Origin of the sequence: Ruegeria intermedia (assembly GCF_900129345.1) — a bacterium.
GTDB classification, from domain to species: domain Bacteria; phylum Pseudomonadota; class Alphaproteobacteria; order Rhodobacterales; family Rhodobacteraceae; genus Ruegeria; species Ruegeria intermedia.
In genome coordinates, this window is record NZ_FQVK01000009.1 from 24,122 (window position 1) to 40,634 (window position 16,513).

The following is a 16,513-nucleotide window of genomic DNA, read 5'->3' on the forward strand; positions in this document are numbered from 1 at the left end:
GCGACCATGCCGCGACATCTCAGCCAATCCGATTGGGGCCAGCGCGCCCGCGCGGTGCTGCCCGGCGGCGGCTTTGGCAATTTCGACCCGTCGGTCTTCATCCGAGAGGGCCGGGGCAGCCGCGTCTGGGACGAAGACGGCAAAGAATATGTCGACCTGCTGATCGGCTCGGGGCCGATGCTGCTGGGCCACGGCCACCCCGAGGTCTTGGAGGCCGTCGCCGAACAGTTGCCCAAGGGCATGACGTTCTTCGCCAACAACGCGCGCGCGGTCGAACTGGCCGAGGAAATCTGCGCCGCCGTGCCCTGCGCCGATCAGATCCGCTATGTCTCGTCCGGCGGCGAGGCCGACATGTACGCGATCCGGCTGGCCCGCGCCTTTACCGGCCGCGACAAGATCGTGAAGTTCGAAGGTGGCTATCACGGCATGAGCGCCGAGGCACAGATGAGCCTGGCCCCGTCACGGATGGTGAATTTCCCGCAGGCGGTTCCCGACAGCGCGGGCATACCGGCCAGCGTTCAGGCCGAAATGCTGATCGCGCCGTTCAACGACCCGGACTACATCCGCTCGCTGCTGGCCGAGCACGGCAACCAGGTTGCGGGTATCATCGTCGAGCCGCTGCAACGCATCATCCCGCCCGAACCCGGCTTCTTGCAGCTTCTGCGGGACGAGGCCGACAAGTACGGCATCGTGCTGATCTTCGACGAGGTGGTGACCGGGTTTCGTTTCGCCTATGGCGGCGCGCAGGAGCTATATGGCGTGACCCCCGACATCGCCACGCTGGGCAAGATCATCGGCGGCGGCTGTCCGCTGGCCGCAATCGCCGGGCGGGCCGAGATCATGACCCATTTCGACAAACCTGCCGTTGGGCCTGAGAAATGGCTGATGCAGCTGGGGACCCTGTCGGGCAATCCGGTGGACGCGGTGGCCGGACTCAAGACGATGGAGGTGCTGCGCCGTCCCGGTCAGTACGACCGGCTGCGTGCCAATGGTCAGCGTCTGATGGACATGGCCTCGGCCGCGCTGACCAGGCAGGGGATCGCCCATCGAATTATCGGCGATCCGACCCTGTTCGAAATCGTGTTCACGGAAGCAAAGGTGCGGGATTATCGCGATGTGGTCCGCGCGGACACGGCAAAGGCCAACCGGTTCAATGCGGTTCTGATGCAGAACGGGATGTTCAAGTCGCCGGGCAAGACCTATCCGTCCCTGGCGCTGACCGAAGCGGACTTTGATCTGTGCAAAGCCGCCTATGCCAAGGCCGCGCAGGCCGTGGCCGAGATGCAGGATGCGGGCGTGTCCTAGTAGACGCCCGCCATCACCAGGCGAACGATGTCTTCGCGCTTGAGGCCGCGCGCGGCCAGTTCTTCGTCGCTCAGCGCGTGCAACTGCTTGATCTTGACGACTTTGGCGTTGGCCTCGCCCAAGCGGATCAGCGCTTCGTAGATGCCGTGAAACACATCGGCCACGGCCGACAGCAGGTTAAAGACCGCCGGGCGGCGCGTCGTATGTGCCATAGGCAGAACCCCTCTGGTCTGAAGTTGACCCTGCGTAGTTAGACCCGATGCTGCGGTGCAGCTAGGGTTCTGCCCGAATACCCGCCGTGCGTCTGATGCAAATCTGCGCGCAGGATGCAGGATTTCAGGCCTTGAACCGGTCGTCGACCGGCACCTGCAAGGCGGTGGCCAGCGCGTTGGTCTGGCTGGCCATCGCGATCACCGCCAACAGCTCGGCCTGCATCTGGTCGGTCATGCCCTTGGCGCGGGCTGCGGCAGTGTGGGAATGCACGCAGTATTCGCAATTGTTGGCGACCGAAACCGCCACATACAGCATCTCCTTTGTCAACGGGTCCAGCGCGCCGGGGGCCATGACGGTCTTGAGTCGCTCCCACGTCGCTTTCAGCAGCGCCGGGTCATGGGCCAGAGCGCGCCAAAAATTGTTGATGTAATCGGTGTTGCGGGTGGCGCGGATGTCATCGAAGACGGCCAGCGCCTCGGCGCTGACCTCTTCGCCTGTCAACGAGCGAACCGTTGCCATGCTCAGACCATCGCAAAGATGCGCGCCGGGCCGCCCGACCCGCCACGATGGGCCGGCGCGCCGACAACCAGCGTCGCTCCGCTGGCGGGCACCTTGTCGAGATTGGCCAGGTTCTCGATGCCGTAGCGGTTGGTGGGCAGCCACGCGTAATGCGTCACGAAATCGGCCGATGGGCCGTGATCCAACGACAGCGTGTCGACGGCCAGCGCAACCGCGCCGGTTCCTTCGATCAACATCTGCGCCGCTTCGACGTGGAAGCCGGGGAAATGCATCTTGCCGTCGCCGTCGGCGTTGCGGAATTCGGGAGTCGCGGTTTTGGCGGCCCATCCCGAATGCATGGCGACGCAGGCGCCATCGGGAATGTCGCCATTTGCGGCGATCCACGCCTTCAGGTCATCGGGCGTGACCTGCGCATCCGGGTCCTCGGCCGCGCGGGCGGCAATGTCCACCACGCACAGAGGGCAGACGAGGTTCGACACCGGAATTTCGTCCACCGACTGTCCATCCGCCGAGAAATGCAGCGGGGCATCGACATGCGTGCCGGTGTGTTCGTTGACGGCCAGGTTGAACAGGTTGAAGCCATGTTCCTTGAAATTGAAGGCCTGGGTCGCCTCGATCCCCGGCTGGCCGAAATAGGTGGGGAAGTCGGCATCGTAGACATGGGTCATGTCCAGCACCTCGCCATGGCCTGCGGCCAGCGCTGGGGGTGCTGCCACCGTTCCAAGCGCCGTGCCTGCCGCCATCGCCGCGCCAGCCTTGAAAAAGGAACGGCGGGACAGCATCCGGTCTTTCACCGCGTTCATTACGCAAACGTCACACATTTCAAAACTCCCTGTTCTGCAATCTGTTTTCGTTCCGGGCCGAATTCATTGGCCGGGTCGGCAAAGCCTAGCACGGTTTTCCGCGATCCGGTTCACAAGTTGTTTGGGTCCTGCTGGCCGGCAACAAATGCGGCCCGGCGGCGCAGTCGGGTATAAGGGGTTGAACCCGCGCGCGGACGGGTTCAATCTGTTGCGGAATATTGTTCCGCAATGCGGAACAAGCTGGGGTTGGCAAGAGGAGACCAAGTCTGATGTCCGAGGCGGTGGAATACGAACGGATTGGCGATATCGCGGTGCTGGCGGCGAACAACCCGCCGGTCAATGCGCTGGGCGTGGATGTGCGTCGGGGCCTGCTGGCCGGGATCGAACGGGCCGAGGCCGAGGGCGCCAAGGCGGTGCTGATCTACGGTAAGGGCCGGACCTATTTCGCGGGGGCCGACATCCGCGAGTTCGGCAAACCCCCGCAGGAACCGTGGCTGCCGGGCCTGTGCGACCGGATCGAGGCCTCGCCCCTGCTGGTGGTTTCGGCGTTGCATGGCACGGCGCTGGGCGGCGGGCTCGAGGTTGCGCTGTCCAGCCACTACCGCATCGCGGTTCCCTCGGCCAAGGTCGGCCTGCCCGAGGTCAATCTGGGCATCCTGCCCGGTGCCGGGGGTACCCAGCGTCTGCCGCGCGTGGCCGGGGTCGAGGCCGCGCTGGACATGATCACCACCGGCCGCCATGTCCGCGCCGACGAGGCGCTGAAGCTGGGCGTGATCGACAAGGTGCAGGATGGTGACCCGCGCGAGATCGGGCTGGCCTATGCGCAGGAGTTGCTCGACTCGGGCGCGCCCCGCCGCGCGGTCGGAGAGATGCCCGCGCCGGACCCCGTCGATTTCGATGCGGTCTACGAGGCCGTTCTGAAGAAGGGCCGCGGCCAGCTGTCCCCCGCCGTTGCCGTGCGCGCCGTGCAAGCCGCCTGCGAGGCGCCCAGCTTTGCCGAGGGCATGGCGCGCGAGCGGGAACTGTTCATGCAGTTGATGGAATCGGATCAGCGCAAGGGCCTGATCCACGCCTTCTTTGCCGAACGCGCCGTGGGCAAGCTGCCCGAACTGAAAGGGGTCGAGCCGCGCCCGGTGCATCAGATCGGGGTCATCGGCGGCGGCACGATGGGCGCGGGGATCGCCACCGCCGCCTTGTTGGCAGGTCTGCCCGTGACCTTGCTGGAGATGACGCAGGAGGCCGCCCATGCCGCCAAGGACCGGATCGCCGGAAACCTGGCCGGGGCCCTGAAGCGCGGCAAGATCAGCCAGCAGCAGCACGACGCGATCCTGTCGGACCAGCTGCAGCTTGCCACCGGCTATGACGCGCTGAGCGCCGTCGATCTGGTGATCGAGGCCGTGTTCGAGGATATGGACGTCAAGAAACAGGTTTTTGCCCAGCTGGATGCGGTCTGCAAACCGGGGGCGGTTCTGGCGACCAACACCTCGTATCTGGACGTCAACGAGATCGCCGCCGCCACCAAGCGCCCGCAGGACGTGATCGGGCTGCATTTCTTCTCGCCCGCCCATGTGATGAAGCTGCTCGAGATCGTGGTGGCCGACAAGACCGCGCCCGAGGTGGTCGCCACCGGCTTTGCGCTGGGGCATCGGCTGAAGAAGGTCTCGGTGCGGGCGGGGGTGTGCGACGGGTTCATCGGCAACCGGATCCTCAGCACCTATCGCACCTGCGCCGACCACATGGTTCTGGACGGGGCAAGCCCGTTCCAGATCGACAAGGCGCTGACCGATTTCGGCTTTGCCATGGGGCCGTTCGCCGTGTCCGATCTGGCCGGGTTGGATATCGGCTGGGCGGTGCGCAAACGCAAACGCGCCGAGGGGCTGGACCCGCGCGCCCGCGACAGCAGCTATGCCGACAAACTGTGCGAGGCCGGGCATTTCGGGCAGAAGACCGGCAAGGGCTTCTATGTCTATGAAAAAGGCAAGCGCGGCGGCACGCCGAACCCCGAGGTTCTGGACCTGATCGCGGCCGACCGCGCGGCGCAGGGCATCACCCCGCGCACGTTCACGGATGACGAGATCGTGCGGCGATATATGGTCTCGATGGTCAATGAGGCCGCCAAGGTGGTGGGCGAGGGCATCGCCCGCCGCCCCTTGGACGTGGATGTGGTGCTGCTCTATGGCTATGGGTTCCCGCGCTATCGCGGCGGGCCGCTGAAATGGGCCGATCTGCAGGGCCTGCCGGGTATTCTGGACGACATCCGCGCCTGGTCGGCCGAGGATGACTATTTCTGGCAACCCGCGCCGCTGCTGGAAAAACTGGTGGCCGAGGGCCGCAGCTTTGACGATCTGAACAAGGACGCCGAGTGATGAAACAAGCCGTAATCGTATGCGCCGCGCGCACCGGGCCGGCCAAGTCGTTCCGGGGCTCATTCAACATGACCCACGGCGCCACGATGGGCGGCCACGCGGTTCAGGCCGCGGTCGAACGCTCGGGGCTGGATGGAGCCGAGATCGAGGATTGCATCATCGGTTGCGGTTTCCCCGAAGGCGAGACCGGCGGCAACATCGCCCGCCAGATCGCCATCCGGGCCGGGCTGCCGGTCAGCGTTTCGGGCATGACCGTGAACCGGTTCTGCTCGTCGGGGCTGCAGACCGTGGCGCTGGCGGCGCAGGCCATCACCGAGGGCGGCGCGGGTCCCATCGTGGCCGGCGGTGTCGAGAGCATCTCGCTGGTTCAGCCGAAGACCCGCCCTGTGCCCGAGGCGTGGATTCAGGAGCACAAGCCGGCGATCTACATGACGATGATCGAGACCGCCGACATCGTGGCCGAGCGCTATGGCATCAGCCGCGAAGAACAGGACGCCTATGGTCTGCGGTCGCAACAGCGCATCGCGGCGGCGCAGGCGGCGGGCAAGTTCGACGACGAGATCGTGCCGATGCAGACCGCCATGGCGGTCAAGGACAAAGAGACCGGCGAGGTCTCGCACCGGCAGGTCACCGTGGACCGGGATGAATGCAACCGGCCGAACACGACCCTGGAAGGGCTGGCCTCACTCGAGCCGGTGCGCGGCCCCGGAAACTACATCACTGCCGGAAATGCCAGCCAGCTGTCGGACGGCGCAGCCGCGGTGGTCGTGATGGACAGCGCCGAGGCCGAGCGTCGGGGGCTGGAGCCCATGGGCGCGTTCAAGGGGTTCTGCGTGGCGGGGTGCGAGCCCGACGAGATGGGCATCGGCCCGGTCTTTGCGGTGCCGCGCCTGCTGGAACGGCATGGTCTGAGCGTCGAGGACATCGATCTGTGGGAGTTGAACGAGGCCTTCGCCTCGCAAGCGCTGTACTGCCGCAACCGTCTGGGGATCGATGACGAGAAATGCAACGTGAACGGCGGCTCGATCGCCATCGGGCATCCGTTCGGCATGACCGGCGCGCGGATGGTCGGCCATCTGCTGCGCGAAGGGCGTCGGCGTGGGGCCAAGCTGGGTGTTGTGACCATGTGCATCGGCGGCGGAATGGGCGCGGCCAGTCTGTTCGAGATCTATTGAAGAAAGGGGCGCCGGGCCAGCCCATCGAGGGCCGGCCCGGCGCAGCCCGGCCCGTGGGGCCGAGCAGGCAAGGTTCCGATCGCGTCGAGGAGGAGGGTGGCTGTGGACTTGAGTTATACGGACGAGGAGAAGGCCTTTCGCGACGAGGTTCGCGGTTTTCTGGCCGAGAAACTGCCCAAGGAGATCTCGGACAAGATCCGGGCTGGCCGGAACATCGGCAAGGATGGGTATGAGTGGTGGCACGCCACGCTGAACGCGCGCGGCTGGTTGAATTTCAACTGGCCGAAGGAGTTTGGCGGCGCCGAGTGGAACGCGATTCAGCGCCATATCTTCGAGGAGGAATGCGCCGCCGCCTATGCACCGCGTATCGTGCCGTTTGGCCTGTCGATGCTGGGGCCGGTGCTGCAGAAATTCGGCTCGAAGGCGCAGCAGGATTATTTCCTGCCGCGCATCTTGAATGGTGAACATTGGTGGTGCCAGGGCTATTCCGAGCCGGGTGCCGGGTCGGACCTGGCCTCGCTGAAGACCCGCGCGGTGCGGGACGGCGACCACTATGTCGTCAATGGCCAGAAGACCTGGACCACGCTGGCGCAATACGCCAACTGGATCTTCTGCCTGGTACGCACCGACCCCGAGGCAAAGGCGCAGGAGGGGATCTCGTTCCTGCTGATCGACATGAACACGCCAGGGATCGAGGTGCGCCCCATCGTCCTGCTGGACGGAACGCCCGAGGTCAACGAGGTGTTCTTTGACGATGTGCGTGTCCCGGTCGAAAACCTGGTGGGCGAAGAGAACAAGGGCTGGACCTATGCCAAGTATCTGCTGACGCATGAACGCACCAACATTGCCGGTGTCGGCTTCAGCCAAGCGGGGCTGGACATGGTCAAACGGATTGCCCGGATCGAAACCGCAAATGGCCGCCCCCTGATCGAGAACCCGCATTTCGCCGCTCGGCTGGCGCGGGTCGAGATCGACCTGATGGCCATGGCCACCACCAACATGCGCATCATCAGCAAGGCTGCGGCCGGACAGGCACCGGGGGTCGAAAGCTCGATGCTGAAGGTCAAGGGCACGATCATCCGGCAGGAGATCAACGACCTGGCCCGCCGCGCGGTGGGGCCTTATGCGATGCCTTTCGCCTCCGAGGCGGTGGCGGGCGACAACGACCCGATCGGGCCGGACTATGCCGCGCCGGTCGCCGCCCAGTATTTCAACAACCGGAAACTGTCGATCTTCGGCGGGTCGAACGAGATCCAACGCGGGATCATCGCCAAGGTCAAGATGGGGGGCTGAGATGGATTTCAACCTGACCGAAGAACGGCAGATGCTGCAGGACACGCTGCGGCGCTATCTGGCCGACCGATATACGACTCCGGTGCGCAACGACATTCTGGCCAGCGCGGCGGGGTTCAGCGCCGACATCTGGCGCGAACTGGCCGATCTGGGCGTTCTGGGCGCGTTGTTCGACGAAGCGGATGGCGGGTTCGGCGGGGCGGGCTTTGACATCGCCACCGTGTTCGAGGAACTGGGCCGGGCCGGGGTGGTCGAGCCGGTTCTGGACAGCTGCATTCTGGGCGGTCGGCTGATCGCGCAGGTGGGCAGCCCCGATCAACGGACCCTGCTGGATCAGGTGATCTCGGGCGCGCTGCATCTGGCGCTGGCGCATGGTGAGCCTGCCAGCCGGTATGACCTGAGCCGGGTCGAGACCACCGTGCGGACCGACGGTACGGACCTGATCCTGAACGGGCGCAAGGCCGTGGTCGTGAATGCCGAGGCCGCCGGGCATCTGATCATATCCGCGCGTGAAACCGGCGGGCCGTTCGATCTGGACGGTATTTCGCTGTTTCTGGTGCCTGCTGGCACACCGGGTCTGGGCTTGCGCGGGTATCCGATGCTGGCCGGGGGCCGCGCGGCCGAGGTCACTCTGGACGAAGTGCGCCTGCCGGAAGCCGCGCGTCTGGGCGCCGCGGGGCAGGGGTTCGAGCCGCTGATGAACGTTGTGGCCGCAGCCAATGTCGCGCTGGTCGCCGAGGTTCTGGGCGCGATGGAAAGCGCGGTGGAACTGACGCGGCAATACCTGATGACGCGCAAGCAGTTCGGCCGCCCGATCGGGACCTTTCAGGCCCTGCAGCACCGGTTCGCGGACATGTTGATCGAGCTGGAACAGGCGCGCTCGGCGGTGATCAACGCGGCCGGTCACCTTGAAGCACCCGATCGCGACCGGCAGATCGCCGCGGCCCGCAACCTGGTGTCGCGGGTGGGCCGGTTGGTGGCCGAGGAAACGATCCAGATGCATGGCGGCATCGCCTTGACGCAGGAATATGAGCTGGCGCATATTGCCAAGCGGATCGTCATGTCGGATCACAGGTTCGGCGACGCGGATCATCATTTGGAGCGGTTCATTGCACTCGGCGCGGCCTGAAGGCGACCCAAAGGTCCGGCGGTCGGGCTGTCAGAACGCGATCGGGTTCGAGGTGGATCTGTCCGACTCCGACGGCCATGCCCGGTGCCATTTGACCATCCGGGCGGATCACCTGAACAGCCAGGGCATCCTGCATGGCGGCATCATCGCCATGCTGCTGGACGTGGCTTGCGGCAACACCGCCTCGGCCTGGTTCGACCGGGACGAACATCCGCTGGTTCTGACCCTGTCACTGAACACAAGCTATGTGGCGGCGGTGCGTCAGGGGCGCGTGACGGCCACGGGGCGCGCAACGGGTGGCGGGCGCACGCTGGCCTATGTGACCGGAGAGTTGCACGGCGACGACGGAACCCTGATCGCAACGGCGGCGGGGGTGTTCAAGCGCACCACGAAACGCTGAGCGAAAAACGGGTTCCGGCGCAGGGGAGGGCGAAGGGACATGAACAAATGGCACGACTATCCGGATGCCCAGATCCGGACCCGCCCGCGGGCCCGCGCCTTTGCCGACGGGTTCGGCGCTGATTGGAGCTTTGCCGACCTCGACCGCGCGATTTCCGAGCTGTCGGATATCCTGCTGGCCTCGGGGGTGCGCCCCTGCGATCGGGTCATGCTGGTGCTCGAGAATTGCTGTACGGCGGTGGCCGCGCTGTTTGCCTGTTCCCGGATTGGCGCTTGCGTGGTGCCTGTGAACGCCCGCCAGACCGCGGCTGAGTTGGCGCGCATCGTGGATCACGTCACCCCGGCGGTGATCCTGTTCACATCGGCCGCGTCGCCGGAAGCGCGCGACCATGCGCAAACTGCCAGGGCCCGGCCTGTTTCCGGGGCCTTCGGGCAGATGCATCTGGCCGCGCCGTACCCGAGCGCGCCCGACCCCGATCTGGCGGATGTCGCGGCGATGCTGTTCACCACCGGCACGACCGGAACGCCCAAGGGCGTGATGCTGACCCACGAAAACCTGCGGTTCGGCGGGCTGACCTCGGCGAATTTCCGGGGGTTGACGCAGGATGACGTGGTCTATGGCGTGCTGCCGATTTCGCACATCTTCGGACTGGCCTCGATCGTCACCGGATCGGCTCTGGCCGGGGCCTTCGTCCAGTTGGATGCCCGGTTCGCGGCGGACCGCGCCTTTGCCGCGTTGAATGCGGGCGTCACGGTGTTTTCGGGTGTGCCGCAGATGCATGCGCTGCTGATGCAATATGCCAAGGAACAGGGGTTGGAGCGGTTGCCTTCGGGCGCCCTGCGCTACACCTCGTCCGGGGCCGCCCCGCTGGATCCGGCGTGGAAACGCAAGGCCGAGGCGTTTTATGGCGTCGCGCTGCAGAATGGCTATGGCATGACCGAAAGCACGGCGGGGATCTGCGCCTCGCACAACCGGATCGGGGATCCGGATATCTCGGTCGGCCCGCCCTTGCCGGGGGTCGATTTGCGCATTGACGAAACCATACCCGGCGGCGGAGGTGGCGTGGGCGAAATCCTGACGCGCGGCCCGCATGTGATGAAAGGGTACTATCGCAATGCGGAAGAAACGGGCCGGGTGCTGGCCCAGGGATGGCTGCGCACGGGTGACCTCGGCCGCCTCGACGCGAAGGGCAATCTGCACGTCGTCGGCCGCGCCAAGGAACTGATCATTCACGGTGGCTTCAACGTCTATCCGCCCGAGGTCGAGGCCGCGCTGAACGACCATCCGCAGGTGATCCAGTCTGCGGTGGTCGGGCACCGGGTGGGCGGCGACGAACAGGTGCTGGCCTTTGTTCAGGTGGCAGAAACCGGCGCTGTTTCCGAGGCAGAGTTGGCGGAGTTCGTGGCGGAACGTCTTGCGGGTTACAAACGGCCCAGCCGGATCGTGCTGGTCACGTCACTGCCGGCCGCGCCCACGGGCAAGATTCTAAAACACAGGCTGCTGACGCATTTCGCGGATCAACTGGCCTAGGGGCAGGGCCGGCAAAACGCTCCCGCGCCCGCGCGACATCGGCTGCGCCGATCCCGCTTGCGGCCTTGGGCCCGGCATCGCGCCATGCGCGATGCCGGGCCCAACAGGAGGAGACGTTTTGCCAAAAACGTCGACGACTGGCGGGAGCCTCCGTCAGACCGCGTGGCCTTCGGCCGCGGCGCGAATGGCGCGGATGTTCTGGCCATAGACGTCCGGGTTTGAAACCGACCCGCCCTTGAAGACTGCGGAACCGGCAACAAGAACGTCGGCACCGGCCGCTGCGACCAGCGGGGCGGTCGCGGGGTCGACCCCCCCGTCGATTTCGATATGCACCGGGCGGTCGCCGATCATCTCGCGCAGGCGGCGGACCTTCGCGGTCATGTCGATGAATTTCTGCCCGCCAAAGCCGGGGTTCACCGTCATCACGCAGACCAGATCGGCCAGATCCAGCAGGTGCTCGACCGCTTCGGCCGGAGTGCCCGGGTTCAGCGCCACGCCTGCCTTCATGCCCGCCGCACGGATGGCCTGCAACGTGCGGTGCGTGTGGGGGCCGGCCTCGACATGGGCCGTCAGATAGTCCGCGCCGGCATCGGCATAGGCCTGGATGTAGGGATCGACCGGCGTGATCATCAGGTGCACATCCATCACCGTCTTGACATGTGGGCGGAAGGCTTTGACTGCCGGTGGGCCGAAGGTGAGGTTCGGTACGAAATGCCCGTCCATCACGTCAACATGGACCCAGTCGGCGCCCTGGGCCTCGATAGCTTGGATTTCCTGTCCGAAATTGGCGAAATCGGCGGACAGGATCGACGGTGCGATCTTGATCTTGCGGTCAAAGCTCATGGCGGCCTCATGTGACAGATCTGACGGTTCAGGTGTTGAGCCCGCGTATAGACGGGACGAGCGGCATTGCCCAGCCCTTGCATAGGCCATCAGCTTTCAGCCCGTTACAAAAGCTTCACCGGAACGACACATCACCGTTGAGCACCAGCTGTAGACGACCTCCATCATGAACTGGGGGTGGCACGTGCTGCGCATCGAAAAACTGACCAAGCGCTTCGGCGACAATACCGCCGTCGACACCGCAACGCTGGACGTCGACAAGCCATGCATGATCGGGGTCATCGGGCGGTCGGGCGCGGGCAAGTCCACCCTGCTGCGTATGATCAACCGCCTGACCGATGCCAGCGCCGGGCAGATCCTGTTTCACGGGCGCGACGTGACCACGCTGAAAGGCCGCGAAAAACGCGCGTGGCAGGCCGATTGCGCGATGATCTTCCAGCAATTCAACCTCGTGCCTCGCATGGACGTGGTTTCGAACGTGTTGCATGGAACGCTGAACCGGCACTCGACCCTGGCCACCCTGTTCAACCTGTTCCCGACCGCGGACATCCACCGCGCCATCGACATTCTCGACCGCCTTGGCATCGCCGAACATGCCCCCAAACGGGCCGAGGCGCTGTCGGGCGGGCAGCAGCAGCGTGTCGCCATCGCGCGAGCGCTGATGCAGGACCCCAAGATCATCCTGGCCGATGAACCCATCGCCTCGCTGGACCCGATGAATGCGCAAGTCGTGATGCAGGCCCTGCGCCGCATCCACGAAGAGGACGGCCGTACCGTGATCGCCAATCTGCACACGCTGGACACCGCACGCCGCTATTGCGACCGCGTGGTCGGCATGCGCGACGGGCGCATCGTGTTCGACGGCCTGCCCGAGCAGCTGACCACCGGTGTCGCCCGCGAGATCTACGGCGCTGATGCCAGCTTCTCCGAGGCCGCGACCTCGACCGAGATCGAAACGCTGGATGCCGCTCGGCGGGCTCTGATGGAAGCCGAGGCCACGATCTGAGCCCCAATCACCTCATTCATCGCCCGGCCCGATAAACGGGGTGGGCCAATCAACCCGGAGAGACACAGATGAAGAAACTTGCTGCCGCCCTGGTCGCGACCACTGCCCTGAGCGCACCTGCCACGGCCGAGGAGATCAGCGAATTCCGTATCGGCATCCTGGGCGGAGAAAACGCGCAGGACCGGCTGAACAACAACGAATGTCTGCGTGAGTACACCGAGGACACGCTGGGCGTCGAAACCAAGCTGTTCGCCCCGGCTGACTACGACGGCGTGATCCAGGGCCTGCTGGGCGGTACGATCGACATGGCCTGGCTGGGGGCCTCGGCCTATGCCAAGACCTATCTGAGCGACCCCGAGGCGGTCGAGCCGGTTCTGGTCAAGGTCAACACCGATGGCGGGTTCGGCTATCATTCCATCGGTTTCGCCCGCAAGGACAGCGGCATCGCGTCGCTGGCCGACATGAAGGGCAAGGTCTTCGGCTTCGGCGATCCCAACTCGACCTCGGGCTACCTGATCCCGTCGATCGAGATCCCGCAGGCCATCGGCGCCACGATGGAGTCGGGCGACTATTTCGGCGAGGTCAAGTTCACCGGAGGGCACGAACAGACCATCGTGGCCGTCAGCAATGGCGACGTGGATGCCGGCGTGACCTGGGCCGACGGTCTGGGTGAATGGGAAGACGGCTACAACTCGGGTGCGCTGCGCAAGGCGGTCGATGCCGGTCTGGTGGACATGAACGATCTGGTCGAGATCTGGCGCTCGAAACCCATCCCCGAAGGTCCGATCGTGCTGCGCAAGGCGCTGCCGGCCGAGGTCAAGGCGAATATGACCGCGCTGATGGCCGGATTGGCCGACAAGGACAGTGACTGTCTGTATGCCGTCGCCGCAGGTGAAACCAAGGGGTTCGAACCGATCACCCACGCGGCCTATGAAAGCATCATCGAGGCCCGCAAGCTGAAGTCGAACTGACGCCAAGTCTTGCAGTCCCGGGGTCCGGCCTGAGGCCGGGCCTCGCCGTCCATTCGGGAGAATTCCATGACAGATCTGACCGCCGGCGCCCAAAGCGTGGATGATGTCCGCGACGGCTATGTCGCGATGACCCGCCGAAAGCGCGTCTATGGCGGAATTCTTCTGATCCTGTTCGTGGCCTTGATGGCCGCGGGGTTCCGCACCGCCGACAGGCGCAACGCCGGCAGTTTCACCGACGGTCTGCACCGCGTTCTGGATTATCCGGCCGAGGTGCTGTCCGAGGCGTGGGACAAGATCGCGGACATGCCCGCGAACCTTGTCACGTATTTTCCGGCCTTGGTCGAAACGTTGAACATCGCGGCGGCGGCCACACTGGTCGGCACGCTGGCCGGCGCATTTCTGGCGCTTGTCTCGACACGGGGGCTGGCGCCCTGGCCCCGGCTGATCCCGCTGTTTCGCCGCCTTGCCGATATCTGCCGGGCCGTCCCCGAGATCGTGATCGCGCTGGTTCTGATCTTCGTGCTGGGCGGCGGTCCGGTTCCGGCCATGATCGCCATCGCCATCCACACCGCCGGTGCGCTGGGCAAGCTGTTCTCGGAGGTCAACGAAAACGCGTCGCTGAAGCCGGTCGAGGGGCTGCAGTCGGTCGGCGCCACCTGGACGCAGCGGATGGTTCTGGGCGTGATCCCGCAGGTCGGCCCGAACTATGTCAGCTATGCCCTGCTGCGGTTCGAAATCAACATCCGCGCCTCGGCCATTCTGGGTTTCGTGGGCGCGGGCGGCCTTGGCTATGAGCTGCGCAACGCGATGTCCTGGGGACAGGGGCGGTATGACGACGCCGCGGCGATCTTTCTTCTGCTGTTTGCCACGATCGTGATCGTCGACCAGATTTCGGGATCTGTGCGGACCCACCTGACCGAGGGCACGCAGAAAGGAACCGCCGCATGACGACTTTTGCCACCGATCGGCCCCACGGGGCGCTGAAAGCCGGGGCCGACCGCCTGTTCGCGCGCAAACGCATCATCAGTCTGGCGCTGCCCGGCCTGGTTTTGGTCTATCTGACCTATGTGTTCTTCGCCTTCGACATGCCCGGACTTGCCGGGAGGGCGAACTGGGAGAACGGCCGGACCTTGATTTCGGACAGCTTTAGCTACAAGACCCATGTGACCCGCGACAACCGCACCGGCGCCGTGTCGGTCGCCATCGAGGGCGAGCGCAAGGGCGCCTATCCCGAGGGTCAGGCGCCCGACTGGGTGACCCTCGGCGACACCACGGTGATCGACCTTGAGGGTGGCCATGTCGTTCGCTTCGGGCCGGAAACCGTCGAGTATGACATCCCCGGCTATGGAACGGTGCGCGCCACGCCCAGCCGGTCGACGGGAGTGCAGGCCGAACTGCCTTCGAATGCCGTGCCCGAATGGATCAGCCTGTCGCGCAACCGGCTGGCGATCACCACCGATGCCGGGCGCCTGACCGTGACGCGCAACCGGGCCGAGGTGTTTCGGTACTTCACCGGCTGGGAGCTGTTCTGGTTCACGCTGGACAGCCCCTATCACGGCAAGTCTTTTGCCCAGTTGGCTGGGCTGGCCGCCAGCGGTCAGGCCGGGGCCATATTCAACGATTTCTGGACCAACAAGATGTGGCGCCATCAGGACGTGGCCTGGGCGATTTTCGAAACCATCCTGATGGCCTTTCTGGGGACATTCGGCGCCGCGCTGATCGCCCTGCCGCTGGCCTTCGTGGCGACGCGGAACTTCAACCCGGTACGCTCGGCCCGGTTCATGGCGCGCCGCGTCTTCGACTTTCTGCGCGGGGTGGATGGCCTGATCTGGACGGTGGTTCTGGCGCGCGCTTTCGGGCCCGGGCCGCTGACCGGGGCGCTGGCCATCCTGGTCACCGATACCGGTACCTTCGGCAAGATCTTCTCCGAGGCGCTGGAAAATGTCGACCAGAAACAAATCGAAGGCGTGCAGTCCACCGGGGCCAACGCGCCGCAGAAATATCGGTTCGGGGTGATCCCGCAGATCACGCCGGTACTGCTCAGCCAGGTCCTGTACTTCCTGGAATCCAACACCCGCAGCGCGACGGTGATCGGGGCGATCACCGGTGGCGGGATCGGTCTGTTGCTGACTCAGGCGATCATCACCCAGAAAGACTGGGAGGAGGTGGCCTATTACATCGTATTGGTTATCCTGATGGTCATGCTGATGGACTGGTTCTCAGGCTGGCTGCGCAGGCGGCTGATCCAGGGCGGGCCGCCCAAGGCGCGCAAACCGCGCGACCCGCAGGCCAAGCCCCTGATGTTGCCTTGAACCGCATACGAGGACTTGCAGATCATGGCGCGCTTGCGACCGGACCAGCCCGTCATCCACCCCGATTGCCGGATAACCGGCAGCTGCTTTGGCGCCTTTGTCGAAATCGGTGCCGGAACGCGGGTGACGAATTCGGTGTTTGGGGACTATTCCTATTGTGACCGCACCTGCGACATCGCCAATGCCCGGATCGGAAAATTCGCCAATATCGCCAGTTTCACCCGGATCGGCGCCACCGACCATCCGATCGAGAAAGCGTCGCTGCATCACTTCCACTACCGCTCGGCCGACTATTGGGACGATGCCGAGGACGATGCGGACTGGTTCGCGCTGCGCGCCGGGCGGCTGGCGCATATCGGGCACGACACCTGGATCGGCCATGCGGCCATCATCAAGCCCGAGGTGACGATCGGGCACGGGGCAGTCGTCGCCTCCGGGGCGATCGTGACCAAGGATGTGCCGCCTTATACCATCGTCGGGGGTGTCACCGCCCAACCCATCCGCCGCCGGTTCCCCGAACACGTCGCCGAGCGGATGATGGCTCTGGCCTGGTGGGATTGGGACACTGCCCGCCTGCGTGCGGCGCTGCCGGATTTCCGCGCATTGCCCGCCGAGGCGTTTCTGGAGAAATACGAGGATTGACCGGCA

At 65.2% G+C, this 16,513-nt stretch carries 16 protein-coding genes; 12 read left to right on the plus strand and 4 right to left on the minus strand.

Annotated elements, in window-relative coordinates:
• Positions 1–6: 6 nt before the first annotated feature.
• Positions 7–1,305, plus strand: coding sequence for an aspartate aminotransferase family protein (locus F3H26_RS08235; RefSeq protein ID WP_149775577.1), 1,299 nt, complete (start codon positions 7–9; stop codon positions 1,303–1,305).
• Here F3H26_RS08235 and F3H26_RS08240 read toward each other — a convergent pair.
• The 3 genes from F3H26_RS08240 to F3H26_RS08250 all read right to left on the minus strand — a co-directional run bounded on the left by F3H26_RS08240 (position 1,302) and on the right by F3H26_RS08250 (position 2,858).
• Positions 1,302–1,517, minus strand: coding sequence for a DUF1127 domain-containing protein (locus F3H26_RS08240; RefSeq protein ID WP_149775578.1), 216 nt, complete (start codon positions 1,515–1,517; stop codon positions 1,302–1,304). The genes F3H26_RS08235 and F3H26_RS08240 overlap by 4 nt on opposite strands.
• A gap of 124 nt (positions 1,518–1,641) precedes the next feature.
• Positions 1,642–2,037 (minus strand): carboxymuconolactone decarboxylase family protein, encoded by a 396-nt coding sequence (locus tag F3H26_RS08245; protein WP_149775579.1) that lies wholly within the window; start codon positions 2,035–2,037, stop codon positions 1,642–1,644.
• Between the two features lie 2 nt (positions 2,038–2,039).
• Complete coding sequence (locus F3H26_RS08250) at positions 2,040–2,858, minus strand: cyclase family protein (protein WP_149775580.1); 819 nt, start codon at positions 2,856–2,858, stop codon at positions 2,040–2,042.
• Between the two features lie 251 nt (positions 2,859–3,109).
• Here F3H26_RS08250 and F3H26_RS08255 point away from each other — a divergent pair, with 251 nt between their 5' ends.
• The 6 genes from F3H26_RS08255 to F3H26_RS08280 all read left to right on the plus strand — a co-directional run bounded on the left by F3H26_RS08255 (position 3,110) and on the right by F3H26_RS08280 (position 10,733).
• On the plus strand, positions 3,110–5,206 hold the full coding sequence (locus tag F3H26_RS08255) for a 3-hydroxyacyl-CoA dehydrogenase NAD-binding domain-containing protein (protein WP_149775581.1): 2,097 nt from the start codon (positions 3,110–3,112) through the stop codon (positions 5,204–5,206).
• A complete protein-coding gene (locus F3H26_RS08260; protein ID WP_149775582.1) occupies positions 5,206–6,381 on the plus strand; it encodes an acetyl-CoA C-acyltransferase in 1,176 nt (391 codons plus the stop codon). Before F3H26_RS08255 ends, F3H26_RS08260 begins: the two co-directional genes overlap by 1 nt.
• A 102-nt stretch (positions 6,382–6,483) precedes the next feature.
• Positions 6,484–7,674, plus strand: a complete 1,191-nt coding sequence (locus F3H26_RS08265) for an acyl-CoA dehydrogenase family protein (RefSeq protein WP_149775583.1) — start codon at positions 6,484–6,486, stop codon at positions 7,672–7,674.
• A 1-nt stretch (position 7,675) separates the two neighbouring features.
• Positions 7,676–8,803 carry an acyl-CoA dehydrogenase family protein gene (locus F3H26_RS08270; RefSeq protein ID WP_149775584.1) on the plus strand — a complete coding sequence of 376 codons (1,128 nt, stop codon included), beginning with the start codon at positions 7,676–7,678 and terminating at the stop codon, positions 8,801–8,803.
• Positions 8,784–9,203: a PaaI family thioesterase gene (locus F3H26_RS08275; protein WP_149775585.1), complete on the plus strand. Its 420-nt coding sequence runs from the start codon at positions 8,784–8,786 to the stop codon at positions 9,201–9,203. The genes F3H26_RS08270 and F3H26_RS08275 overlap by 20 nt, the downstream gene beginning before the upstream one ends.
• Before the next feature lie 39 nt (positions 9,204–9,242).
• The gene (locus tag F3H26_RS08280) at positions 9,243–10,733 is read left to right on the plus strand and encodes a class I adenylate-forming enzyme family protein (protein ID WP_149775586.1); all 1,491 of its coding nucleotides are present in this window, start codon (positions 9,243–9,245) and stop codon (positions 10,731–10,733) included.
• Between the two features lie 153 nt (positions 10,734–10,886).
• Here F3H26_RS08280 and rpe read toward each other — a convergent pair whose 3' ends face one another.
• Positions 10,887–11,576, minus strand: coding sequence for a ribulose-phosphate 3-epimerase (gene rpe / locus F3H26_RS08285; RefSeq protein ID WP_149775587.1), 690 nt, complete (start codon positions 11,574–11,576; stop codon positions 10,887–10,889).
• Positions 11,577–11,760: 184 nt separating this feature from the next.
• On the opposite strand from rpe, the gene phnC reads away from it, so the two are divergent.
• From phnC to F3H26_RS08310, 5 genes are all read left to right on the plus strand, one after another.
• Positions 11,761–12,582 carry a phosphonate ABC transporter ATP-binding protein gene (phnC, locus tag F3H26_RS08290; protein WP_149775670.1) on the plus strand — a complete coding sequence of 274 codons (822 nt, stop codon included), beginning with the start codon at positions 11,761–11,763 and terminating at the stop codon, positions 12,580–12,582.
• A gap of 68 nt (positions 12,583–12,650) precedes the next feature.
• On the plus strand, positions 12,651–13,553 hold the full coding sequence (gene phnD, locus F3H26_RS08295; protein WP_149775588.1) for a phosphonate ABC transporter substrate-binding protein: 903 nt from the start codon (positions 12,651–12,653) through the stop codon (positions 13,551–13,553).
• 66 nt (positions 13,554–13,619) lie between these two features.
• Positions 13,620–14,501: a phosphonate ABC transporter, permease protein PhnE gene (phnE, locus tag F3H26_RS08300; RefSeq protein WP_149775589.1), complete on the plus strand. Its 882-nt coding sequence runs from the start codon at positions 13,620–13,622 to the stop codon at positions 14,499–14,501.
• On the plus strand, positions 14,498–15,865 hold the full coding sequence (gene phnE / locus F3H26_RS08305) for a phosphonate ABC transporter, permease protein PhnE (protein WP_149775590.1): 1,368 nt from the start codon (positions 14,498–14,500) through the stop codon (positions 15,863–15,865). The genes phnE (F3H26_RS08300) and phnE (F3H26_RS08305) overlap by 4 nt, the downstream gene beginning before the upstream one ends.
• 24 nt (positions 15,866–15,889) lie before the next feature.
• Complete coding sequence (locus tag F3H26_RS08310) at positions 15,890–16,507, plus strand: LbetaH domain-containing protein (protein ID WP_149775591.1); 618 nt, start codon at positions 15,890–15,892, stop codon at positions 16,505–16,507.
• Positions 16,508–16,513 lie beyond the last annotated feature (6 nt).

Bases quoted from the DNA above. Each gene is read 5' to 3' on its own strand.
- phnD (WP_149775588.1), top strand. From the start codon at position 12,651: ATGAAGAAACTTGCTGCCGCCCTGGTCGCGACCACTGCCCTGAGCGCA.
- F3H26_RS08240 (WP_149775578.1), bottom strand. From the start codon at position 1,517: ATGGCACATACGACGCGCCGCCCGGCGGTCTTTAACCTGCTGTCGGCC.
- F3H26_RS08260 (WP_149775582.1), top strand. From the start codon at position 5,206: ATGAAACAAGCCGTAATCGTATGCGCCGCGCGCACCGGGCCGGCCAAG.
- F3H26_RS08250 (WP_149775580.1), bottom strand. From the start codon at position 2,858: ATGTGTGACGTTTGCGTAATGAACGCGGTGAAAGACCGGATGCTGTCC.
- F3H26_RS08310 (WP_149775591.1), top strand. From the start codon at position 15,890: ATGGCGCGCTTGCGACCGGACCAGCCCGTCATCCACCCCGATTGCCGG.
- F3H26_RS08255 (WP_149775581.1), top strand. From the start codon at position 3,110: ATGTCCGAGGCGGTGGAATACGAACGGATTGGCGATATCGCGGTGCTG.
- F3H26_RS08245 (WP_149775579.1), bottom strand. From the start codon at position 2,037: ATGGCAACGGTTCGCTCGTTGACAGGCGAAGAGGTCAGCGCCGAGGCG.
- F3H26_RS08270 (WP_149775584.1), top strand. From the start codon at position 7,676: ATGGATTTCAACCTGACCGAAGAACGGCAGATGCTGCAGGACACGCTG.
- F3H26_RS08280 (WP_149775586.1), top strand. From the start codon at position 9,243: ATGAACAAATGGCACGACTATCCGGATGCCCAGATCCGGACCCGCCCG.
- phnE (WP_149775589.1), top strand. From the start codon at position 13,620: ATGACAGATCTGACCGCCGGCGCCCAAAGCGTGGATGATGTCCGCGAC.
- F3H26_RS08235 (WP_149775577.1), top strand. From the start codon at position 7: ATGCCGCGACATCTCAGCCAATCCGATTGGGGCCAGCGCGCCCGCGCG.
- rpe (WP_149775587.1), bottom strand. From the start codon at position 11,576: ATGAGCTTTGACCGCAAGATCAAGATCGCACCGTCGATCCTGTCCGCC.
- phnE (WP_149775590.1), top strand. From the start codon at position 14,498: ATGACGACTTTTGCCACCGATCGGCCCCACGGGGCGCTGAAAGCCGGG.